At 62.3% G+C, this 20,629-nt stretch carries 21 protein-coding genes; 8 read left to right on the top strand and 13 right to left on the bottom strand.

Translation table 11 applies throughout. From position 1 onward, the window contains the following. Positions 1–30: 30 nt before the first annotated feature. Positions 31–495: a glycine zipper 2TM domain-containing protein gene (locus QCL51_RS05450; protein ID WP_009684613.1), complete on the bottom strand. Its 465-nt coding sequence runs from the start codon at positions 493–495 to the stop codon at positions 31–33. Between the two features lie 147 nt (positions 496–642). On the opposite strand from QCL51_RS05450, the gene QCL51_RS05445 reads away from it, so the two are divergent. Then, positions 643–876, top strand: a complete 234-nt coding sequence (locus tag QCL51_RS05445; RefSeq protein ID WP_021785838.1) for a hypothetical protein — start codon at positions 643–645, stop codon at positions 874–876. Positions 877–915: 39 nt separating this feature from the next. Here the strand turns inward: QCL51_RS05445 and pdxH are convergent, their stop codons facing one another. The 5 genes from pdxH to dinG all read right to left on the bottom strand — a co-directional run bounded on the left by pdxH (position 916) and on the right by dinG (position 8,397). Next, positions 916–1,563: a pyridoxamine 5'-phosphate oxidase gene (pdxH, locus tag QCL51_RS05440; protein ID WP_021785837.1), complete on the bottom strand. Its 648-nt coding sequence runs from the start codon at positions 1,561–1,563 to the stop codon at positions 916–918. 19 nt (positions 1,564–1,582) lie between these two features. Next, positions 1,583–2,560, bottom strand: coding sequence for an OmpA family protein (locus tag QCL51_RS05435; protein ID WP_338444630.1), 978 nt, complete (start codon positions 2,558–2,560; stop codon positions 1,583–1,585). 99 nt (positions 2,561–2,659) lie between these two features. Further along, positions 2,660–3,805, bottom strand: a complete 1,146-nt coding sequence (locus QCL51_RS05430; RefSeq protein WP_021785835.1) for an EstA family serine hydrolase — start codon at positions 3,803–3,805, stop codon at positions 2,660–2,662. A gap of 133 nt (positions 3,806–3,938) precedes the next feature. Continuing rightward, complete coding sequence (locus QCL51_RS05425) at positions 3,939–6,173, bottom strand: beta-galactosidase (protein WP_103470087.1); 2,235 nt, start codon at positions 6,171–6,173, stop codon at positions 3,939–3,941. A 79-nt stretch (positions 6,174–6,252) separates the two neighbouring features. After that, positions 6,253–8,397, bottom strand: coding sequence for an ATP-dependent DNA helicase DinG (dinG, locus tag QCL51_RS05420; RefSeq protein ID WP_084850150.1), 2,145 nt, complete (start codon positions 8,395–8,397; stop codon positions 6,253–6,255). A 98-nt stretch (positions 8,398–8,495) separates the two neighbouring features. Between dinG and QCL51_RS05415 the strand changes: the two genes are divergently transcribed. Beyond that, positions 8,496–8,960, top strand: coding sequence for a CopD family protein (locus QCL51_RS05415; RefSeq protein WP_021785832.1), 465 nt, complete (start codon positions 8,496–8,498; stop codon positions 8,958–8,960). A gap of 122 nt (positions 8,961–9,082) precedes the next feature. On the opposite strand, the gene QCL51_RS05410 is transcribed toward QCL51_RS05415, so the two are convergent. The 3 genes from QCL51_RS05410 to QCL51_RS05400 all read right to left on the bottom strand — a co-directional run bounded on the left by QCL51_RS05410 (position 9,083) and on the right by QCL51_RS05400 (position 10,958). Further along, positions 9,083–9,358, bottom strand: coding sequence for a DUF1145 domain-containing protein (locus QCL51_RS05410; RefSeq protein WP_084850149.1), 276 nt, complete (start codon positions 9,356–9,358; stop codon positions 9,083–9,085). A gap of 98 nt (positions 9,359–9,456) precedes the next feature. Next, positions 9,457–10,176 (bottom strand): OmpA family protein, encoded by a 720-nt coding sequence (locus QCL51_RS05405; RefSeq protein WP_084850148.1) that lies wholly within the window; start codon positions 10,174–10,176, stop codon positions 9,457–9,459. An 89-nt stretch (positions 10,177–10,265) separates the two neighbouring features. Then, the gene (locus QCL51_RS05400) at positions 10,266–10,958 is read right to left on the bottom strand and encodes an OmpA family protein (protein WP_003254894.1); all 693 of its coding nucleotides are present in this window, start codon (positions 10,956–10,958) and stop codon (positions 10,266–10,268) included. 159 nt (positions 10,959–11,117) lie between these two features. On the opposite strand from QCL51_RS05400, the gene QCL51_RS05395 reads away from it, so the two are divergent. From QCL51_RS05395 to QCL51_RS05380, 4 genes are read left to right on the top strand one after another with little or no spacing between them, the layout of a single operon-like run. Further along, the gene (locus tag QCL51_RS05395; protein WP_021785828.1) at positions 11,118–11,612 is read left to right on the top strand and encodes a DUF6231 family protein; all 495 of its coding nucleotides are present in this window, start codon (positions 11,118–11,120) and stop codon (positions 11,610–11,612) included. Between the two features lie 2 nt (positions 11,613–11,614). Then, on the top strand, positions 11,615–12,091 hold the full coding sequence (locus QCL51_RS05390) for a YchJ family protein (RefSeq protein ID WP_021785827.1): 477 nt from the start codon (positions 11,615–11,617) through the stop codon (positions 12,089–12,091). Between the two features lie 2 nt (positions 12,092–12,093). Further along, entirely contained in the window at positions 12,094–12,567 is a 474-nt protein-coding gene (locus QCL51_RS05385) for an LEA type 2 family protein (RefSeq protein ID WP_021785826.1), read from the top strand. Positions 12,568–12,574: 7 nt separating this feature from the next. Continuing rightward, positions 12,575–12,772: an SEC-C metal-binding domain-containing protein gene (locus QCL51_RS05380; protein ID WP_003254900.1), complete on the top strand. Its 198-nt coding sequence runs from the start codon at positions 12,575–12,577 to the stop codon at positions 12,770–12,772. 168 nt (positions 12,773–12,940) lie between these two features. On the opposite strand, the gene QCL51_RS05375 is transcribed toward QCL51_RS05380, so the two are convergent. Genes QCL51_RS05375 through QCL51_RS05360 form a run of 4 tightly spaced genes read right to left on the bottom strand, consistent with a single transcriptional unit; the run spans position 12,941 to position 16,546 of the window. Further along, complete coding sequence (locus QCL51_RS05375; RefSeq protein ID WP_021785825.1) at positions 12,941–13,843, bottom strand: pyridoxal-phosphate dependent enzyme; 903 nt, start codon at positions 13,841–13,843, stop codon at positions 12,941–12,943. Beyond that, the gene (locus QCL51_RS05370) at positions 13,840–15,051 is read right to left on the bottom strand and encodes an MFS transporter (RefSeq protein ID WP_021785824.1); all 1,212 of its coding nucleotides are present in this window, start codon (positions 15,049–15,051) and stop codon (positions 13,840–13,842) included. Before QCL51_RS05370 ends, QCL51_RS05375 begins: the two co-directional genes overlap by 4 nt. Then, a complete protein-coding gene (locus tag QCL51_RS05365) occupies positions 15,048–15,836 on the bottom strand; it encodes an alanyl-tRNA editing protein (RefSeq protein WP_031322958.1) in 789 nt (262 codons plus the stop codon). The genes QCL51_RS05370 and QCL51_RS05365 overlap by 4 nt, the downstream gene beginning before the upstream one ends. Next, positions 15,833–16,546 (bottom strand): serine O-acetyltransferase, encoded by a 714-nt coding sequence (locus tag QCL51_RS05360; protein WP_028697985.1) that lies wholly within the window; start codon positions 16,544–16,546, stop codon positions 15,833–15,835. The genes QCL51_RS05365 and QCL51_RS05360 overlap by 4 nt, the downstream gene beginning before the upstream one ends. 172 nt (positions 16,547–16,718) lie before the next feature. Between QCL51_RS05360 and QCL51_RS05355 the strand changes: the two genes are divergently transcribed. After that, complete coding sequence (locus QCL51_RS05355; protein WP_338444629.1) at positions 16,719–18,059, top strand: PLP-dependent aminotransferase family protein; 1,341 nt, start codon at positions 16,719–16,721, stop codon at positions 18,057–18,059. Positions 18,060–18,161: 102 nt separating this feature from the next. Continuing rightward, entirely contained in the window at positions 18,162–20,603 is a 2,442-nt protein-coding gene (locus QCL51_RS05350; RefSeq protein ID WP_338444628.1) for a penicillin acylase family protein, read from the top strand. The last annotated feature ends 26 nt before the right edge of the window (positions 20,604–20,629 follow it).

The following is a 20,629-nucleotide window of genomic DNA, read 5'->3' as shown; positions in this document are numbered from 1 at the left end:
ATGTCGGGGTTTTGTTTTACTGCGCTACGGTCAGTGCGAAACGCGGCTGGTACCGTCCACAGTCATGATGCGCACGCGGTCGCCAACACGGAAGATTTCGTTCTCCTGCACGGCCTGCACATAGGCGCGCATGCTGCCATCATCTTCACGAACGGTAATTTCGACGCCTTGGGTACGGGTCAGGCCTTCTTCTGCTGCGGAACCCGCCAAGCCACCGGCTACGGCACCGATCACGGCGGCCACGATGCTGCCACGACCACCACCAACGGCGCTGCCGGCTACGCCACCCACGATGGCACCAGCACCGCCGCCAATCGGGGTCTTGGTGCCCTCGATCTTGACCGGACGCAGGGATTCGATGGTGCCCATACGCACGGTTTGCACGCGGCGGGCTTCGTCACGGGAGTAGCTGTCACCGGTCAGGCTCGAGGCACAGCCCCCCAGCAGCAGCGACATGGTGGTAAACGTCGCCACCAGCAAAGCGGATTTACGCATGGGTAAAGTCTCCATAAGTCAGGTGCTCATTAGACGCTGCACATTGACGGCTGTCACGGTACAAACGTAATAAAATTGTTTTCATTCAGCCGGGGTACAGCCTGCCGGGCTGTGTCGAAGGCCTTTCAAGTGAGACCAAGAATAGCCATGGATTACTTCATCGTCGTGGTCACCACCGTTACGGGACTGTATTTCCACTGGTGGCTATATGTGCGCATGCGCCGCTGGATGGACCGTGACCTGGCATTGTCGCTGGCAGGGGCTGATCCTGAAAAGCGCGCGTTCATGCTGGAAAGGTTGGCGCAGGCGCGGCAGGAGAAAGTGGGGCGTAAGCAACTGGCGGAGTGGTTGGAGCGCGAGGCGGCGGGATATCCGGGGTAGCTTGATCGATGGCTGGGGCCGCTTGGCGGCCCCAGTTACTCAGGGCGCCAGCCGCTCTCTCAGCCACTGCCCATCCACCAGCCGATAGTTCAACCGGTCATGCAGGCGGCTTGCGCGCCCCTGCCAGAACTCGATGCGCTCGGGCAACAAACGGTATCCCCCCCAATGCTCAGGGCAATGCGGCTGGGTGTCGGAGAATCGCGCTTCGGTGGCCTTTACCAGGCCCTCCAGCTCCTCACGCCCGGCAATCACGCGGCTCTGTGGCGAGGCCCAGGCCCCCAGGCGGCTGCCCAGCGGGCGTACCTGGTAGTAGGCATCCGACTCCTGTGCCGTAACCTTCTGCACACGGCCTTCGATGCGTACCTGCCGCTCCAGCGCTGGCCAGAAGAAGGTCATTGCAGCAAAGGGGTTGGCTTGCAGTTGCTGGCCCTTGGCGCTGTCATAGTTGGTGAAGAAGGTGAACCCCTGCTCGTCGAGCCCCTTCAACAGCAATACACGGCAATGCGGGCGACCTTCGCCGTCCACCGTGGCCAAGGTCATGGCGTTGGCTTCCACCGGTACCTGCTCGGTTTTCACCGCATCGGCGAACCACTGTTGGAACAGGGCGAACGGCTCCCCAGGTGCCTGGGCTTCGGTCAGGCCATCACGGGTGTAGTCGCGGCGCATATCGGCCAGGGATTGGGTCATTACTGCGGTTCCTTGACGATCAGTTGGTCTTCGCAGGGCTGTTGGCAGCTACTTTCTTGTCAATAGTAGCTTTTTTGGCTGCTGACTTGGCCGGTGCAGCTTTCTTCTTGGCTGCAGTCTTCGCAGGTGTCTTGGCCTTGGCTACAGGTTTCTTCGCCGCAGTTTTGGCAGCCGGCTTGCTGCCAGCGGCCTTGGCGGCTGGCGCCTTGGCATCCTGCACTGCCACCATCGAGGCTGGGGCGGGTGCCGGGGTGGCCTGCTGGTATTTGGCCAAGAGTGCGACCATGGTGTTCTGTGGGGTCAGCAACATTTCCACCCGGCGGTTCAGGGCGCGCCCCTCGGCGCTGTCGTTGGCAGCGCGCGGCATCACCGAGCCCATGCCCTTGAGGGTCAGGCGGTCACGCTGCAGGCCACTGAGGCGGAAGATGGCCGATACCGACGCGGCGCGCTCCAGGCTGAGCTTCTGGTTGACAACGGCGGCGCCGCTGCTGTCGGCATGGCCCAGTACCAGCACGGCAGTTTTGGGGTCGCCTTCGACAGTCTTGGCGACGCGGGTGATCGGGCCCAGGGACATGGGCAGCAGCATGTTCGGGCGATCAGGATTGTACGAGCTGTCCACCGGCAGGGTTACCGCCAGCACATTGTCGCGACGCTCCAGCTCCAGCTTGTTGTCCTTGATCGCTTCACGCAGCTTGGGCTCGTATTCGTCCAGCCAGGCCTGGGTGGCCTTCTGGTCAATCTTCGGCACCACCGGTCCCTTGGCTTGCTTGTCCTCACCACCAAACGGCCACCACCAGCGGCTGGCGCTTTCGGATTTGGCATCGGCTTTGGCCACCTTTTCAGTGACGGCTGACTTCACTTGCTGCTCGGCAACCTTGTCCGAACCGAAAGGCCACCAGCTGGAACCACCTCCCTTGGAGCCGTCCGGGGAGTTGCTGGCGCAGCCGGTAACGGCGGTCAGGCACAGGGCGAGTGCTAAGGTTTTATGTGAAGACATCAGCGATACACCATGAAATAGAAAGATATTTTGCCTACGAACTTCAGGCGTTGGCATTGAGGATAGTCAAAGGGGTGTGGCAATACCCGCATTACCCGATCAAAGGCAACTGGCAAGAACGCGTACCAGTTTCTGGGCCCGTGGATCCATCAGCACGTAAGGGCCGAGGGTATTGACCACAAAACCGAAGGCCACATCATGCTCCGGGTCGGCAAAACCAACCGAACCACCGGCACCGGGGTGACCAAAGGCGCGGGCGCCGAGGCCAAATGTGGCATTCGCCACATCGGGCTGGTCGAGCATGCAGCCCAGGCCGAAACGGGTCTGGGTGAGCAAGGTACGGTCCTGGCCGAGGCTATGCTCGCGGGTCAGCTCATCGAGCAGTTCGGATTCAAGCAGGCTGCCGTCCAGCAGCCCGGCATAGAACCCCGCCAGGCTGCGTGCGTTGCCATGGCCATTGGCAGCTGGCTGCTGCATGCGCCGCCATTCCGGTTTGTTGGTGCTGGTCAGTATCGCGGGCGGGTTGGTAAAGGCCCGGGTCGACAGGGCCTCAGGCTCGCGCATGGTCACCTGCAGCAAGCGTTGCGCTGCGGCATCTCCAGCATTGCCTTTGCCACGGGCGATATGCGCGACGCGGTGAAACTCTTCGTCAGCCAGGCCAACATGGAAATCCAGCCCCAACGGACGGGCGGTGCGGGCCACGATCGAGTCGCCAGGGCCACGGCCGTCGGCACGGCGAATCAGTTCGCCGATCAGCCAGCCATAGGTGATGGCGGCATAGCCGTGTTCTGTGCCTGGCGTCCACCACGGTGCCTCGGCAGCCAGGGCATCGACCATGACCTGCCAGTCATACAAGGCTTCGGCCGGCAGCAGCTCACGAATGGCCGGCAAGCCGGCACGGTGGCTGAGCAGCTGGCGCAAGGTTATCGACTGCTTACCCGCCTGGGCAAACTCGGGCCAGTAGTTGGCCACCGGGGCATCGAGGGCCAGCTTGCCCTCGCCGACTAGCTGCAGGGCGGTAACGGCCGCGAAGGTCTTGGTGCAGGAGAACAGGTTGGCGATGGTATCGCTGTGCCAGGCCTGCTGGCCGTCCTTGTCGGCACTGCCGGCCCACAGGTCAACGACGGTTTCGCCACCCACCTGGATGCACAGCGCGGCGCCACGCTCCTGGGGATCATCGAACAGCGCGGCAAAGGCTTCGCGCACTGCTTCGAACTTCAGCTCATAGTGACCCTGGATCTGCACCCGCTGCTCTCCGTACGACCATATCCAAAAAGGTGTGCATTGTTTCAGTAGTTGGGTGTTTTGCAAACTGGCTAGGGCCAAGTGGTCGTGACACAAGGCCCTTCTTACCTAAGTTGACTGCATCAACCTGATCTCAGGGGGCCGGCTTTTCCAGTTCGGCACGCAGCTGGTTCATGGTGTGCTGATTGCTTTTGCGCACGGCATCGACAAACCCTGGATATGGCATATCGGTAATCGCCACCAGCCCGAGGTGACCGTTCTCACCATCAAGCAGGCGACCGCTGGCCGGTTGGTCGAGGTACTGGAACCAGTGCGCGCCAACGATCATCGGCTGCGCCATGGCCGCCTTGAGGAAGTTTGCGTAGGCCGGGCCGCGATCCTCTTCCCGCGCCAGCTCCAATGGCCCCGGCCAGAACGGCCCGCGATCACGCGAGCCGAACTGGAACTCGGACACCAGCACCGGCTTGTCCAGTTCCGCCAGGCGGGCAAAGTCGTAGCCGTCCTGTGGCTTGAGAGTATAGAAGTTGAAGCTCAGCACATCGCAGAACTCGGCGCAGGCCTCGACCGCCTCCGGTGTGCTGACCGCATAACGGCCACCCAGGAGCATGTGATTGGGCGCATGCCACTTCAACGAATCGGAAATGGTCTTGAAGTAGGTCTCGGCAAATACCCGCTGGAAGTGCTGATAGTCACGCTCGATTTCCGGGTGCTCCGGGTTAGGCAACGGCGCCTCGAAGCCAGGATCTTCCATGAGTTCCCAGGCGGTCAGTTCGATGCCCCAGGCCTTGGACAGCCCCTCCTGGTTGCGATACTTGTCGCGCAACTGCTTGAGGAACGCGCGCTTGGCTGGCACGTCGGTGGTCAGGCGCAAGGTACCGTAAGCCAGGCCATAGCGGGCCTTGGGGTCGCTTCCGGGGGCAGCCCAGGCCAGCTCGTTGTCCGCAAAGTAGCCGATCAACCAAGGGTCATCACGGTGATCGCGAGCGGCAATGGCCACGGCACGCTCGGTGGCCATGGCAAACCGCGGGTCGAACGGGTCGGGCATGCGCCCCCACCAGTCCATGCCAGTGCTGATGCTGGCGTAGTCGCCCTCGATCGACAGCGGCAAGGTATACGGCATGCGTCTGGCTTGGCCAAGAGCCGGCTCACTCCAGTTGCCAACGGTGTTGAACCCCCAGGCCTGAAGGCGGTCAAGCGCGTGCGCCTGCCAGCGGTCGGCATCCAGCGCCGGCGGTGCGCAGTCCGCTGGCTGGCCCTCCACCGCAGGCGGGCAGGGTTTGCCGTAGGCACGCTGCAGGTTGGCGGCGTAGAAGTCGAACCAACGCCCCTGCTTGAAATTGCGCCCTTGCGACGAGGCATTGCCATCGTCGTTGTTGCTTTCGCCATAGAACGCGGCCAGTGCATCGCCCTCGGCGGGCAGGGCCTTGAACATGCCTTCGCGCCCGGCGACATACGTACGCCCGCCGTCTGCCGCCACGGCGTTCACCCCCAGCGAATAGAACGGGTGCCCATCCGGCGTTACCAGATACCAGCGGCCATCACGCTTTTCAGTACGAAAGAAGCCCTTGGCTGCAAAGGCCGGCCCACCCACCAGGCCGCCGTAAGCGTCCAACTGCTGCTTGCTGCGCTCCGCCAACCAGCCCTTGAGCTGTTGCTGTTCACGGGTATTGGCCGCCTTGAGCTGCTCGTCACTGGATACCTTCTCGGGCCAGGTCCCGCGAGTCGACTGGCCATAGGCATCAATCAGCTCGTGATAGGCCGCCCTGTACGCCTGGTCGTCATCCTGAATACCGACACGCTCGATCAACAGGCTCTGCGCAACCTTGGGGCTGGGGATGCTCAGGCTGACCGAGGTCACCTGCTTGAGGTCGACTGCACCGGCACTGCTGGTCAACAGAACGCGCTGACCACCATGGTTCCAGGGCATCGGCGGGCCGGCGCGCATGCCCTGGCTCAGAGGTGAGCGGGCCGTCAACGGCACCATCACGGTTTGCGCGGGGCCAGCGGGCAGGTCGATACGGCTGGTCAAGGTGCGCCCATCGCTGCCTTGCACCGTAACATCCACGGTCAATGCCCAATCCATGGCACTTTGCAAGCGCAAGGTCAGGAACTGCCCCGCAGACCAGTCCCACACCCCGCCCTGCGGGCTCAGGCGAAGGGTCGGCTGCTGCGCCGGGTTGAACACCACACGCCGCAACACCTCGCCCTCGGCCGTTTGTTCCGCGTTGTACTGCGGCATGCCGGCATCCACGGTCGCCACATTGACCACCGAGGCCGGGCGCACAAAGCTGAACAGCGTTTGCTGCTCGGCCAGCAAGGGCGAACTGCACAACAAGGCGAAAACAGCGGGCAGGGTGCGGCGGATCATAAGGCGGGGGCTCTCCTTCAAGACCCTGACGGGCCCAAGACGAGTAATGGACAATGCGCCGGAGCAAGTGCTCCGGCGATCAGGAAATTTCCCGCCGGAACGGCGGTAGCGCATTGAGAATAGCCTTGCCGTAACGCTGCGTGACCAAGCGCCGGTCAAGCAAGGTGATAACGCCGCGATCCTGCTCGGTACGCAGAAGGCGACCGCAAGCCTGGATCAGCTTCAACGAGGCGTCGGGCACGGCAATTTCCATGAACGGGTTACCGCCACGTGCCTCGATCCACTCGGCCAGCGCAGCTTCGACCGGGTCGTCGGGCACAGCAAAGGGAATCTTGGCGATGACGACGTGCTCGCAATACGCACCCGGCAGGTCGACACCTTCGGCAAAGCTGGCCAGGCCAAACAGCACGCTGTGCTGGCCATCGTCGACCCTCGCCTTGTGCTTGTTCAGGGTTTCCTGCTTTGAAAGGTTGCCCTGGATGAGCACTAGCTTGCGCCAGTCACGGTCCAGACCATCAAACACATCCTGCATCTGTTTGCGTGACGAGAACAACACCAGCGCGCCACGGGCATCTTCGACGATGTTCGGCAGCTCGCGGATGATCGCTGCAGTGTGCGCCGTAGCATCGCGGGGGTCGGCCTTCAGGTCGGGGACCCGCAAAAGACCGGCATCGCCATGCACAAACGGGCTGGGCACCACACAAGTGACGGCATCGCGCGGCAACCCCGAACGCATGCGGAAACGGTCGAACTTGCCCAGCGCTGTCAATGTCGCCGAAGTCACAAGCGCACCGTGCGCCACGCTCCACAGGCTGCGCCGCAGCATTTCTGCGGCGAGGATGGGGCTGGCGTTGACTTCGATGTCGAACAGCGCGCCACTCTCGGCCAAGGTCAGCCAGCGCGCCATGGGCGGGCTGTCTTCCGGGTCTTCGGCAGTGAAGGCCGTCCACAGCTCCCAGTTGCCCTGGGCACGGGTGACCAGGCTGCCGAACAGCGGATACCACTCTTCGGCCTGATGGCTGGCGATGCCGATGTTGACCTCACCGTCCATGCCTTCCTTGAGCAGGTCAGCCAGGCGGGTGAACAGATCGTTGAGGCGGGCAAAGCCCTTTTTCAGTTCGATGCCCACTTCGCGAATCTGCTCCGGCACCACCCCACCCTCGAAACGGTAACGCGGGCGTTCACGGCCTTCGGTGTCCTCGCTGGGACGGAAGTCGGCCACCTGTTCACAAAGGGTGAACATGAACTGCTGCTGGGTGCGTACTTCTCGCGCCAGCTCCGGCACCTGCTCGATGTACTTGCCCAGGTCGCCGGGCAGCGGATGCTGGGCCAGCAATTTGGTCAGGTTCTTGGCGGTCTGTTCCAGCCAGTCGGCGGTGGAACGCAGCCGCGAATAATGGGCGAAATGGCCGATGGCCTTGTCTGGCAGATGATGGCCTTCGTCGAACACGTACATGGTATCGCGCGGGTCGGGTAACACCGCACCGCCACCCAGGGCCAGGTCGGCCAGGACCATGTCGTGGTTGGTGACGATCACATCGACCTTGCCCATGCCTTCGCGAGCCTTGTAGAACACGCACTGCTGGAAGTTGGGGCAGTGGCGGCCGGTGCACTGGCTGTGGTCGGTGGTCAGCCGTGCCCAGTCCTGGTCTTCCAGGGCCTCTGGCCAGCTGTCACGGTCACCGTCCCAGCGGTTGCCGGCAAGCTTCTCGATCATGCTGTTGAACAACTTCTGGCTGCGCTCGTCGACTTCGATACGGAAGCCTTCTTCCTCGAACAACTGAGCCGTGGCTGACTGGGCGTGGCCTTCCTGCAACAGGATGTCGAGCTTGGACAGGCACAGATAGCGGCCACGGCCCTTGGCCAGGGCGAAGCTGAAGTTGAGGCCACTGCTGCGCATCAGGTCGGGCAGGTCCTTGAAGACGATCTGCTCTTGCAGGGCTACGGTAGCCGTGGCGATCACAAGGCGTTTGCCGGCGGCCTTGGCCGCCGGGATGGCAGCCAGGCTGTAGGCTACCGTCTTGCCGGTACCGGTGCCCGCTTCCACGGCCACCACGGCAGGCTCGCCAGCGCGGCGGCCTTCATCGTCGCAAGCAATGTCGCCAAGCACTTTGGCCACTTCGGCGATCATCAGGCGTTGGCCATAGCGCGGCTTGAGGCTCTTGGCTTCGAGAAAACGCGAATAGGCGCCCTGGATAGTGGCTTTGAGTTCGTTGCTGATCATGGTCTGCAGGCGCCCGGAGGGCTGGATATATTTTCAGTGTTTCGCATGGGGCGGCTATCATACCCCGCTATTGCCCTTTCTGCCGCATGGAGATCCGAATGCTCGCCTTTGCCCTGCCCTACACACTGCATGTTCTGGCCGCCCTGGTATGGGTCGGCGGCATGTTCTTCGCCTGGCTGGTGCTGCGCCCGGCAACGGTTGCAGCCCTGGAAGGGCCTGCCCGCCTGCGCTTGTGGGTGGAAGTTTTCCGACGCTTCTTCGGCTGGGTCTGGCTGGCGGTGGCGATTTTGGCGATAAGTGGTATCGGCATGTTGCACATGCGCTTCAGCGGTTTCGAAACGGCGCCCCGTTACGTGCACGTAATGATAGGTGGCGGGATCGCCATGCTTGCCTTGTTCATGCGCATTCAGGCGTTGCTGCTGCCGGAATTGAAGGCAGCAGTACAGGCCGAGGACTGGCCGACGGGGGCGGCGGTACTGGGGCGCATTCGGCGGATGGTGGGTATCAATCTGTTGCTGGGGCTGGCCGTGGTTGCGGTGGCCAGTTCGCGGCTGGTGATCTGACAGGTTCTGCGCGCAACCTGTAGCGAAGCCGGCGCCACGGTGAATGTCACCGGCGTTGCCGGTGTTCGCGGGCAAGCCCCCTCCAGCAAGGGGCCGCAGTGAGAATCAGAGCCGCTGCAAGATCAGTTCACCCGCGGCGCCTTCCGCGCACGGGGAATGGACATCACATGGAAGATACCCGTCAACAGTATTTGCAAACGGTCAAACCAGCGGTGACTGCGTCCGCGCAGGCTGCGATTGAAGAACAGCACTTCAAGCAGGTGCAGGCCCAACAAGACGATGCCGGCAGCATTGATCAGCAGATTGAAGGGCAAGGGTTGTGGCATCAACTGATTGAACAACACCACCCCCCAGAAAGCGACCGTCAGGACCTTGCCCAGGCCCAGGATGAACTTCATACCCCGCCCCTATCGATTGTTCTCATGTCGAGGCAGCCTGATCGAGCAAACCATGCGAACAGCATTCACGGTAATGCCAAGGCAGGCGCCAACACCACTCAGTTGAGGTGCAGTTCCACCCGTCGGTTGCGCGCGCGGCCCTCGTCGGTTTCGTTGTCGGTAACCGGCTCGCTTTCCCCGCGGCCCTGGCTAGTGACCTTGCCCATCTCCAGGCCCTGCCCAATCAAGTACTCGGCCACGCTGCTGGCGCGGCGTTCGGAAAGTGCCTGGTTGTAGCTGTCGGAGCCCACACTGTCGGTGTGCCCGATCACACGGACCTTGGCCACCGTCGGTGAATTGAGTTTCGCCACCAGGCCTTGCAGGCGTTGCTGGGCCGCCGGCGTCAGTTCGGCGGAGTCGAAGGCGAACATCACCGCGCCGTTGTCATCGAGGGTGATCACCTCTGGCGAGGGTTCGGGAGCACTGGCAGGTGGCGCGACCGGGTACTGTTTCAGTGGGCAACCCATGTGGTCGACCGCCGTGTTGGCAGGGGTCTCGGGGCAGTGATCACGTCGGTCGAAAATGCCGTCACCATCTTCGTCACCGTCCTGGGCGTAACAAATCAGCCCCCCGGCGATGGCGCCCAAGGCACCACCACCGGCAGCCCAGGAAGAACTCTCGATGGCGCCAAGGCCACCACCGACCAAGCCGCCCAGCAGGCTGCAGATGGGCCAGGTCCTTTGGTTGAGGGGCGCGCTGCCATCACTGTGCGTGGCACAGCCCGCGAGCAGGCTGGCAGCCACCAACAGCGGCAATGCCGCCTTCGACGTCACACTCATGCTGAATGCTCCTGTGTCATTGGCCACAAACGGCTGGCCGGCATGAAGACGCGCCCGTGCCACTGCTCAAGGCACGGGCGCATGCCGCCTTACCGCTGGATCTTGATCTCGGTACGACGGTTCATGGCACGCCCTTCGGCCGTGGCGTTGTCTGCCACCGGCTGGGTTTCACCCGCGCCGACTACCGAAACGAAGCTGCTGCGCGGTACACCGCTTTCGACCAGATAGTCGGTCACCGAATGGGCGCGTCGCTCGGACAGTTTCTGGTTGTAACTGTCGGAACCGACGCTGTCGGTATGGCCGCTGACGCTAAGGCGGGCAGATGGCGCTTCCTGCTTCAGGCGCGTGGCAATGGTATTGAGGCGCTCTTTGTCACTGGCAGTCAGGCGCGCAGAATCGAACTCGAAGTGCACATCACGGATGACAATGACTTCTTCCTTCTGCACCACCACTTCTTCGACCACCGCGACCGGCTCAGGCGGGCATCCGTTGGCATCGACCTGCACACCACGCGGGGTGCCAGGGCATTTGTCACGGCTGTCGGGCACGCCGTCGCCATCCTCGTCGCCATCGCCGTGGGCCCAGCAATAGCCCGCCGCCAGGCCACCGCCCAGCAACGCACCCCAGCCAGCCCAGCTGGAACTTTCGATGGCGCCCAGGGCGGCGCCGCCTACACCCCCGACGGCGGCACATTTCGGCCAGTCGGTTTTTTGCAAACCTGCACAACCAGTCAACACACTGGTGAGCAGTACCAGGGGTATCGCTGTGCGTACTATGCTCATTTCATTGCTTCTCCTAGGGGGAATCGGCATAAGACCGATCTCTGGGAGTAAAGACCGCTCATCCCAACCCTGCCAGCAATAAGCTACGTCACGGCCACATGCCTCTTTGCCCACACGCCGCAGCCCGCTAGTCTTGGACGACTAGAACGAGGAATGGCAATGACCGAAGGTTTTTCCAAACGCACCCCTCAACAGGCCTTGGCGGCCCTGCTCGAGCGCTTCACTCCACAACGGCTGCTGCTGGTAGGTACGCGCTTTCCGGCGCTGGACGCCTTCGCTCAGGCGCACCCCCAGGTGACCATCGACATCGCCGCCCCTGGCCCGCTGCCGGCCGAACTGGCTGCCCAGCGCTTTGACCTGGCGGTATTGGTGGACTGCCTGGAACACTTGCCCAAGCGCACCGGCCTGGAGCTGCTCGGCGGCATTCGCAACCTCAATGCCAGCCGCGTTGCAGTGCTGGCCGACCTGGCCGCCTGCGGCTGGCAGGACACCGACTTTTTCGCCCTGGCCTTGTCGGCCAGCGAGAAATTCTGCCGTGACCAACAGGTTTTGAGCCTGTTCACCTATGATCTACATGACTATAAGCAGGTCCCGGACTGGCTCAACGCCAGGTTCTGGGCCAACCCTGAAAACTTTGGCAAGTACTGGTGGTGATGATGAGTGTCTCGGTCTGCCCTTGTGGCAGTGGCAACCTGCTTGACGCCTGCTGCGGGCATTACCATGCCGGTACCCCGGCACCGGATGCCCAGGCCCTGATGCGCTCACGCTACAGTGCGTACGTGCTGGGCCTGGTCGACTACCTGGTAGCCACCACCCTGCCGGTTCAGCAAGCCGACCTGGACCGTGCTGCCATGGCCGACTGGAGTGCACAGAGCACCTGGCTGGGCCTGGAGGTGGAAAGCGCAGAAGTGCTGGGCGGCCAGCCGGAACACGGCTTCGTCACCTTCACCGCGCGCTGGCACGACCAGGACGGCGATCATCAGCACCGTGAACGCTCGGCCTTCGTCCAGCATGCCGGGCGCTGGTACTTCATCGACCCGACGGTCGGGCTGAAGGCCGGGCGCAACGACCCCTGCCCTTGCGCCAGCGGGCACAAATTCAAGAAATGCTGCGCCAGCTACGTAGGGAACTGAACATGATCAAGCGCACCCGTCTGCTACTGCTCGGTGCGCTGCTGACATGGCTGACGGGCTGTGCCAGTTGGGGCGAAGACTGGCGCGAGCCCGAAGTGCACCTGGTCGAGGTCGAAACGGTCAAGGCCAGGTTGCTGGAACAGGAGTTCGTGTTGCACGTGCGGGTCGACAACCCCAATGACAGCCGCCTGTTCATACGCAACGTGTCGTATGCAATACGCCTCAATGACCTGCTCCTGGTGCAGGATGAAGCCAGCGTATGGCGCAGCGTGGGAGGGCATGCACGGCGCACTTTCAAGATAACCGCACGCACCAACCTGTGGCAGCACCTGAAACCACTGGCCAAACTGCTGAGAAGCAAGCAGCCACTGCATTACACCCTGCAGGGCGAACTGGCGACCGGGTTGCTGATCCATCGGGACCTGCACATATCACGCAGTGGTGAGATAATCCCCGGCGATCACATACCGGAGTAACCCTGCAATGTCCCAACAACCCCACGTTCATGGCCCTGACTGCAACCATGACCATGATCACCACCACGACCACGGCCATGTACACGGCCCGCACTGCAACCACGGCCACCAGGAGCCGGTACGCAACGCCCTGAAGGACGTTGGCCGTAACGACCCGTGCCCGTGCGGTAGCGAGAAAAAGTACAAGAAGTGCCACGGCGCCTGATCGACTGACTCGATAAAAATCTGAGAGATTGCACGATCACTGTGTTCGCGGGCGCGCCCGCGAACACGGGCGAAGCCCGTGCCATCCACAGCGTCGCCTGCTTCGCGGGCTCGCCCGCTCCCACAGGTACCGTGCCAGCCTCTGGATCATGAGCCTGGCACAGGTGGGTTATGCGGCTTTGCGCCGGTTAGCCCCCAGCAGGTCCTGGTACCAGAGGCCGGCATCATAGGCGATGGTCACCAGGGTGGTCTCGACATACCGCGGGTGCTGGGCCATGCGCTGGGCAACCGCCAGACAGGCAGCGGCTGTATTACCGACGAAAATGCCACTCTGCATGTAGAACCAGCGCTGTGCGGCCAGCATTTCTGCATGGTGCACCTGGGCCCGCTCGTCCACCAGCGACCAGTCCATGAACGGCGGACAAACGCCCACGGCCATGCCTTCAAAACGATGATCGGCGAACACGCCAGCCCTCGAATCACAGCCATTGGGATCGACCAGTACCGTCGACACCTCGAAGCCATGGTCCTTCAGCCCCAGGGTGATACCCGTGAAACTGGCGCCAGTACCCGCACAGCCCACGAACAGTATCTGCCGCCCCGCCCCGGCGCTGGTCAGTTGCATGGCCAGTTCGCTGGCGGTCTGATAACGATGGGCCTCGATGCCTACCGGGTTGTTGAACTGGTCGGTGTAGAAGTATGACTTGCCCAGTGCGGCCTGATTATCCAGGTGATGCATCACCACGTCCTTGGGTGTGGCACCGGCCATCAGCATTTCCTTGCCAATCAGTCGGGCACCGAAACACTCCAGCAGATCCCGCTTGGTCTGGCTGAAACTCAGCCCGACCGCCAGCTCTACGGCGACCTGGTACTTATGACAAGCCGCCAGCAAGCCGAAGCCGAAACTGCCACCGGTCTTTTCGATGACGGTCGTCACCCCGGGAATGATGTCGCCCCTGCGCACGGCATGTTCGACGATCTGCCGCGCCGCCCGGTATTTGTGGCTACCGCCCGGGTTGTTCATTTCCAGTTTGGTGTAGATGCGATCGCTGACACTGATGAGCTCGCTCATTTGCGGCTACCTTCCATTGAAGTATGCAGGCCGGCCTTGTTCTGCAGCAGCCCGGCAGTGGCAACCAGCAGCCCCATGCAGAGGACCATGCAGATGGCATTGGTACCGTCCCAGCCGACCGAGCTCAGCAACAGCGAAGGGCTGAATGCGCCGATGGTGGCAAAAACGGCAATGGCCAGGTCGTTCTTGCCCTGCATCTGCATCGCAGCCGGGCTGTTCTGCAGTGACTGGGCCAGCAACGCACCTCCGCCTACATAAGTGAGGTTCCAGCCCAGTCCGAGGGCAATCAGTGCCAAGGTCATCATGGCGTAGCTGTGCGACCAGATATTCATCGCCGAGCAACCGATCAACAGGGCCAGGCCCGCGCAAATGGTGGTCTTGATACCCAGCCGCTGGATGATGGCGCCGGTGAAGAACGACGGGGCAAACATGGCGATCACATGCCACTGGATCGCCAGTCGGACGTCAGTGAAGTCCTCGTGCATGTGTTTCATGTGCATCGAGGCCTGGATCATCAGCAGGTTCATGATCCCGTAGCCCAGCGCAGCCACAGCCATTGCCACAACCACGCTCGGGCCTGCCGGCTCGGCACGGGTGCTTACCGGTTTTGCTGTGCTGTTGACCGCGCTGGCCGTGCCCGCATCATTGGGCAGGCACAGGGCAATCAACAACGACAGCAGCGCCAGGCCGACAAACGCGGCGTAACACAGCGAAAACAGTGGGAAGCCGCCAACATCACGCAGCCACTCGGTAAGCGTCGGCCCGACCACAGCCGCGATGACCCCGCCAGCCACGACCAGCGAAAGCGCCTTGGGCTTCAAGGCCTGGGAAAGATTGTCGGTCGCCGCGAACCGGTTGAAGTTGGCGAACGCGATGTATACACCCAATGCAGAGTGACTGAGGACCAGCGCAGGAAAATGCTCGTGCTCCACCGCCAGAAAGCCGCTGACGCCAGACAGCGCCAAGGGAATCGCACCCAGCATGAAAGCCTTTTTACGGCCGATGCGGCTCATCAGCCTGGAGACCGGATAGGTTGCCAACATCAGGCACAGAAACTGGAACCCGTACGGCACTGTGGACCATGCGGCGTCAGGCGCCAGCGAGGCCCCGACAATGGCGGCCATCGTCACCGACATCACGGCAGTCGTCAGGTTGATCGACTGTGCGGTGAAATACAGGTACGTGCGCCGCGGTAATGTGCTGTTCATAATGCGTGCTCGTGATAAGTGGACAGGTCGATTTCCGCCTCGGGGAACACGCAGATCAGCCGTTCCTTGCCTTTACCCAGCCGTTTGCGCTTGACGCCAAGGCGCCCGATGCGCCGCGGTGAATCGAGGTGGGTGCCACCGCAGGGGATTTCGATCCCGTTGTAGGTCCACAAACGTGCGTCTTCCAGGCCTTGAACCGCGTAGTGCTCGATGGGCGCATCGCAGCCGATCAGTTCATTAGCCCGCCGTTCTATTTCAAGTACGTCTTCAGCCGTGAACGCGTCCTCGACCAGAAAGTCGAAGCGTGCCGTGTCCTCTTTGATATGGCAGCCGATAGTCCATTGCTTCAGCTCTTCACGCAGCCCGATGGCGGCGGCATACAGGAAGTGGCTGGCACTGTGAGACAACGTCAGCCGTTCGCGCCGTTCAATATCGATAGTGACGCGAGCCGGCATGCCTGCGGTGACTTCATCCAGCAAGTGCAAATCATCAGGGTGCACATTGTGAATAATGATGCCGCCCAGTTTTCCGCCTTTGAAACCCTCCAGGCGAATAGGACTACCGTAGAGTTTTTTAACCCAGACGAATCGCACGGTACCCACCGGTAATTCAATCGTGCCGAAGTCCGCTTCCTGGCCGCCACCTTCCGGGTAGGCCACCGTGCTCAGCAACTCGATACCGTCACTGTGCACCCGCACTACTTGAGTATTCGCGCCCGCCAGGTACTGATCTTTGTAATACAGTTTTTCGGTATTTCTTAAAACTTCATAGTTAAGAGAGTTCATGCTTCCAATACCACCTGCAATGATGTTTTAACCTGTACCCGGGCAGCGGCCGGGACGTCTTTGGTAACAATGCAGCCCGGCCCGATAAACGCGCCGTCACCCACATGAATAGCGCCCAGCACACTGGCGAAAGCGCCGATCTGTACCCGGTTACCCAACGTCGGATGCCTGGGGCTCGAGGGGTTGTCACTGATACCGCGGGCGCCCAGGGTTACACCGCCAAGCACGTAGCAATCGTCACCAATGGTCGATGTTTCACCAATGACGGTGCCCATGCCGTGATCGATGATGAAGCGCGCACCGATGCGGCTGCGGAAATGGATCTCCGCCCCCGACAGCATTTTTCCGCGCCGGGAGATCATGGCGGCCAGGCATTGGCCGCCGGCGCCGTAGGTAGCGGCGCTATTGTTGTAGATCCAATGGGCAAGCCGATAATGCAAAACCGCAGAATAAGAGGTGTAGGTTTTTGCAATGAATACCAGGTCGCGGCCGGCAGCCGGATCTTTCATGGCAAATGCCTGCAAATCGGCATGTGCCTGTTCAGTCACACTTTCAATGACCGATGTTTCTTTCAGTGCTTCGAACTCGACGATTGAACAACACTCCAATAACGCCGAGGTCACAAGATTCTTTACAACTTTGAATGACTCCAGTTCGTCAGGGACAGGAAGCCTGGCAATGACGGCTGATTGCATGTCCATAGGGTGCATGGGCTTGATATCCAGTTGTCTGGTCTGCACAGACGCTATAAGTGCCGCCTTTGTTGGCAGCCGAAAGTTTCGACACAGGGATATTGGCATGTACTGGCCATTTGCAAACGAACAGTCGACAAGCATTTCCGTTAACTGTTAGGCTTTTTTTTCTAACGGTTTCGGACCTGCCATGATCCCCTGCAGCCTTCATCACCTGTTGAAACAACGCCTGGATGCAGGCGAGTGGTTGCCCGGGCAACGCATGCCCTCCATCCGCAAGCTGACCGCTGCAGTCGACTTCAGCTACCACGACGTCGTGTCGGCCTATGCCCAGCTGGTCAGCGAAGGCGTGTTGACGGCATCACCCGGCCGTGGCTACTTCGTCGCAAACCGGACGCGTCACACCGGCGTGATCCACGAACCCGAATGCATGGCCGGCGATCCGCTGTTCCGGCTGTTGCAGGGCGGCCAGCACTTCACCAAGCTAGGCAGCGGATGGCTGCCCCCGGCGTGGCGCGACACCGAACTGCTGGCCAAGGCAATTCGGCGCACGGCGCGGCTGGAGCAGAGCTCGCTGGCAGAATACGGCGACATCCAGGGCTACCTGCCCATGCGCAAACAGCTTTGCGTGCACATGAAACGGCTGACCCGTGTCGAAGCCCGCCCCAACCAGTTGCTGACCACACTGGGTGCCACTCAAGGCCTGGACTTGGTGGCACGGTTGCTGATCAAACCAGGCGACCACGTTTTCGTCGACGAGCCGGGCAACGGCAACCTGATCAAGCTGATCCAGCTGGCGGGCGGGCACGTCGTCGGCATTCGGCGGACCCAGGACGGGCCGGGCGTGGAAGAAATGAGAAGCCACCTGGCCAGGCACAAGGTCAAGGCGTTTTTCTGCAACAGCACTTTCCACAACCCGACCGGCAGCAACATCAGCCCGCACAACGCCTTCAGCGTCCTGCGCCTGGCGGTGGAGCACGAGTTCTTCGTGGTCGAGGATGATGTGTATGGGGACTTCAGCCCCGCCGTGCGCCAGACCTTTGCCGAGCTGGACAACCTTGACCGGGTTATCTACATCGGCAGCTTCTCCAAGTGCCTGTCGGCATCGCTGCGCGTAGGGTTCATTGCCTGCTCGCAAGACCTGATCGAGCCGCTCACACGCCTTAAACTGCTGACCTGCGTTGCGGTCCCCGCGTTTTGCGAACGCTTCGTCAACACCATATTGTCAGATGGCACCTATGCCCGGCACATGAAGGACGTGCAGCAGCGTCTGATCCGCCAGCAAGTGCAAACCCAACGCTTGCTGCTCGAGCGCGGCTGGCAGTTCGATATTGCACCGCAAGGGGGGATGTTCCTCTGGGTCTATCACCCGGACCTGCCCGACCTGCAACCTTTCATGCGCAAACTGGAGCAGCACAAGATCCTGCTGATGCCCGGCTCTGCATTCGCGGTGAGCCGTGACTACCGACGCTACACGCGCATCAATTGCACGCATTTTTCCGACGCACTGGCTGAGCACTTCGACGTTTGAGGCGCGCAATCAAATAAACCGACCTGGGACCTTGCATGGCGCCTGCGCGCTTACTACCTTAGCGCCTTTCCAAACCAGCCTCGCCTTGCAGGAGCCCTTGTCATGGCCGCCCCCGCCTTTCCTCACTTCCGCCTGCGGTTTGCAACCGCTGCCACCCTGCTCGGCATGCTCGGGCTGGCCGGCTGCCAGACGGGCGGCTACCAGGATAGCGTGCCACCAACCAGCGGCGTGCAGCCGCTCAAGGGCCTGGCGCAGAATGTTTCGGTACGGCGCAATGCCATGGGCGCGCCGCTTATCGAAAGCAGCAGCTTCCATGATGCGCTGTTCAGCCTGGGCTATGTGCACGCTGGCGACCGAATCGAACAGATGGTCGCCATGCGCCTGCTCGCCCAGGGCCGCCTGGCCGAACTGGCCGGCAGCGAGGCGCTGGATATCGACCGCCTCATGCGCGCCGCCAACCTCAAGCAGAGTGCCGCCCAGCAGTACGCCGACGCATCGCCAAGGCTCAAGCGCTTCTTCGAAGTGTATGCGCGCGGGATCAACGCCTACCTGTTCCGCTACCGCGACAAGCTGCCAGCAGGCCTGGCCAGTAGTGGCTATCGCCCCGAATACTGGAAGCCTGAAGACTCGGCGCTGGTCTTCTGCCTGTACGCGTTCAGCCAGTCGGTTAACCTGCACGAGGAACTCAGCGCCCTGACCCTGGCGCAGAAAGTGGGTAGCGACAAGCTCGCCTGGTTGCTGCCCGGAGCCCCGGACGAGCCGTTGGCCGAAATGGAAGTGGACAAGCTCAAGGGGCTGAACCTTGCCAGCCAGTTGCCGGGGCTGCCGGCCCTGGTGGCTGCCAGCCAGAAGCTCGCCGACCTCGACCTGCTCGGTAGCCCGGGGTCGGCCAACCTGGCCCTGGGCCCGCAGCGCAGCCGCAGCGGCAAAAGCCTGCTGGCCAGCGACAGCCGCGCCGGCTGGGCCTTGAGCCCGGTACAGATCAATACCAGCAAGTACCAGGTTGCCGGCCTGTCCTTGCCCGGCCTGCCGATCGTGCTGGCCGGCTACAATGGCAAGCTGGCCTGGAGCAGCAGCGCGGTGATGGCCGACAATCAGGACGTGTTCCTCGAGCAGTTGCGCCGCCAGGGCAATCAGTTGCGCTACCTGGCCGACGGTAAATGGCTGCCGGCCCGTACCCGTAACGAAACCTTCTTTGTCCGTGGCCAGCGCCCCGTGCGCGAAGTGATGTACGACACCCGCCACGGCACCCTGCTGGCCCAGCCAGAAAACGCCAGCCTGGGCCTGGCGCTGAACCTGCCACAGTTCGAAGGTGATCGCAGCCTGGATGCGCTGTTCGACCTGACGCGGGCCAAGAACCTGGAGCGGGCCTTCGACAGCACCCGGGAAGTGACCGATGCTGCCGTCAACTTCGTTTTCGCCGAGCCTGAGCACATCGGCTGGCAAGTCAGTGGCCGCTACCCCAATCGCCGCGAAGGCCAGGGCTTGCTGCCCTCGCCGGGCTGGGACGGGCGTTACGACTGGGATGGCTATGCCGACCCGATGCTGCACCCATACGACCAGGACCCACCCGCGGGCTGGATCGGCCATGCCAACCAGCGCAGCCTGCCGCGCGGCTATGGCATGCAGCTGTCCAGCACCTGGTACTACCCCGAACGTGCCGAACGCCTGGCACAGCTGGCCGGCAACGGCCGCCACGACAGGCGCAGCCTGATTGCCCTGCAGAATGACCAGGTGACCTTGCTGGCCAACAAGCTCAAGCAGATGTTCGACGCCCCCGGCATGGCCCAGCCTCTGAAGCAGGCGATCGACGCCCTCCCCGCCGGGCAGCGCGACAAGGCCCGCGACACGCTGGCCCGGCTCAAGGCCTTCGATGGCCGCCTGAGCCCGGTGTCGGCCGATGCCGCGCTGTACGAGTTGTTCTTGCAGGAGGTCGCTCGCCAGACCTTCCTCGATGACCTGGGCCCGGAGGCCGGCCCGGCGTGGCAGGCGTTCGTCAGCAATGCACGTTTGTCGTTCTCGGCGCAGGCCGATCACCTGCTGGGCCGCGATGACAGCCCTTTCTGGGATGACCGCACCACGCCGCAAAAAGAAGACAAACCCACCATCCTCGCCCGCAGCCTGGCAGGTGCAATGGAGGCCGGTATCGCGCAACTGGGTGCCGACCGACGCACCTGGCAGTGGGGCAAGCTGCACCAGTACCGCTGGCCGGCGCCGGCCTACCATGGCCTGGGCGATGCGATCAGCCGTGCGCCGCTTGCCGCAGGCGGCGACTTCACTACCCTGGCCCTTACACCATTCGCCTGGGGTAGCGACTTCGACACTCGCCTGCCAGCCTCGGCGCGGATGATCGTCGACTTCGGCCAGGCCGAGCCCTTGCAGATACTGACCAGCAGCGGCCAGTCCGGCAACCCGGCCAGCGCGCATTACCGCGACGGGCTGGATGCCTGGTTCAAAGGGCGCTTCATGAGCCTGCCACTGCAACAGCAGAACTTCGGCAGGGCGTATGGCAACCAGCGGCTCACATTGGTACCGGGGCGATAAGGGCGCGCTTGAGGGAAGCCCGAGGG

The organism is Pseudomonas sp. LTR0 (assembly GCF_036630035.1).
In the GTDB taxonomy this organism is placed as follows: Bacteria; Pseudomonadota; Gammaproteobacteria; order Pseudomonadales; family Pseudomonadaceae; genus Aquipseudomonas; species Aquipseudomonas putida_Y.
The sequence above is the reverse complement of the archived record's forward strand: the minus strand, read 5'-3'. Positions and strand labels throughout refer to the sequence as shown.

What these genes read in the sequence shown, in the direction of transcription:
- QCL51_RS05355 (WP_338444629.1), top strand. Translation starts at nt 16,719, where the DNA reads ATGATCCCCTGCAGCCTTCATCACCTGTTGAAACAACGCCTGGATGCA.
- QCL51_RS05365 (WP_031322958.1), bottom strand. Translation starts at nt 15,836, where the DNA reads ATGAACTCTCTTAACTATGAAGTTTTAAGAAATACCGAAAAACTGTAT.
- QCL51_RS05370 (WP_021785824.1), bottom strand. Translation starts at nt 15,051, where the DNA reads ATGAACAGCACATTACCGCGGCGCACGTACCTGTATTTCACCGCACAG.
- QCL51_RS05450 (WP_009684613.1), bottom strand. Translation starts at nt 495, where the DNA reads ATGCGTAAATCCGCTTTGCTGGTGGCGACGTTTACCACCATGTCGCTG.
- dinG (WP_084850150.1), bottom strand. Translation starts at nt 8,397, where the DNA reads ATGATCAGCAACGAACTCAAAGCCACTATCCAGGGCGCCTATTCGCGT.
- QCL51_RS05385 (WP_021785826.1), top strand. Translation starts at nt 12,094, where the DNA reads ATGATCAAGCGCACCCGTCTGCTACTGCTCGGTGCGCTGCTGACATGG.
- QCL51_RS05435 (WP_338444630.1), bottom strand. Translation starts at nt 2,560, where the DNA reads ATGTCTTCACATAAAACCTTAGCACTCGCCCTGTGCCTGACCGCCGTT.
- QCL51_RS05375 (WP_021785825.1), bottom strand. Translation starts at nt 13,843, where the DNA reads ATGAGCGAGCTCATCAGTGTCAGCGATCGCATCTACACCAAACTGGAA.
- pdxH (WP_021785837.1), bottom strand. Translation starts at nt 1,563, where the DNA reads ATGACCCAATCCCTGGCCGATATGCGCCGCGACTACACCCGTGATGGC.
- QCL51_RS05425 (WP_103470087.1), bottom strand. Translation starts at nt 6,173, where the DNA reads ATGATCCGCCGCACCCTGCCCGCTGTTTTCGCCTTGTTGTGCAGTTCG.
- QCL51_RS05350 (WP_338444628.1), top strand. Translation starts at nt 18,162, where the DNA reads ATGGCCGCCCCCGCCTTTCCTCACTTCCGCCTGCGGTTTGCAACCGCT.
- QCL51_RS05400 (WP_003254894.1), bottom strand. Translation starts at nt 10,958, where the DNA reads ATGAGCATAGTACGCACAGCGATACCCCTGGTACTGCTCACCAGTGTG.
- QCL51_RS05445 (WP_021785838.1), top strand. Translation starts at nt 643, where the DNA reads ATGGATTACTTCATCGTCGTGGTCACCACCGTTACGGGACTGTATTTC.
- QCL51_RS05415 (WP_021785832.1), top strand. Translation starts at nt 8,496, where the DNA reads ATGCTCGCCTTTGCCCTGCCCTACACACTGCATGTTCTGGCCGCCCTG.
- QCL51_RS05390 (WP_021785827.1), top strand. Translation starts at nt 11,615, where the DNA reads ATGAGTGTCTCGGTCTGCCCTTGTGGCAGTGGCAACCTGCTTGACGCC.
- QCL51_RS05410 (WP_084850149.1), bottom strand. Translation starts at nt 9,358, where the DNA reads ATGAAGTTCATCCTGGGCCTGGGCAAGGTCCTGACGGTCGCTTTCTGG.
- QCL51_RS05405 (WP_084850148.1), bottom strand. Translation starts at nt 10,176, where the DNA reads ATGAGTGTGACGTCGAAGGCGGCATTGCCGCTGTTGGTGGCTGCCAGC.
- QCL51_RS05395 (WP_021785828.1), top strand. Translation starts at nt 11,118, where the DNA reads ATGACCGAAGGTTTTTCCAAACGCACCCCTCAACAGGCCTTGGCGGCC.
- QCL51_RS05380 (WP_003254900.1), top strand. Translation starts at nt 12,575, where the DNA reads ATGTCCCAACAACCCCACGTTCATGGCCCTGACTGCAACCATGACCAT.
- QCL51_RS05360 (WP_028697985.1), bottom strand. Translation starts at nt 16,546, where the DNA reads ATGCACCCTATGGACATGCAATCAGCCGTCATTGCCAGGCTTCCTGTC.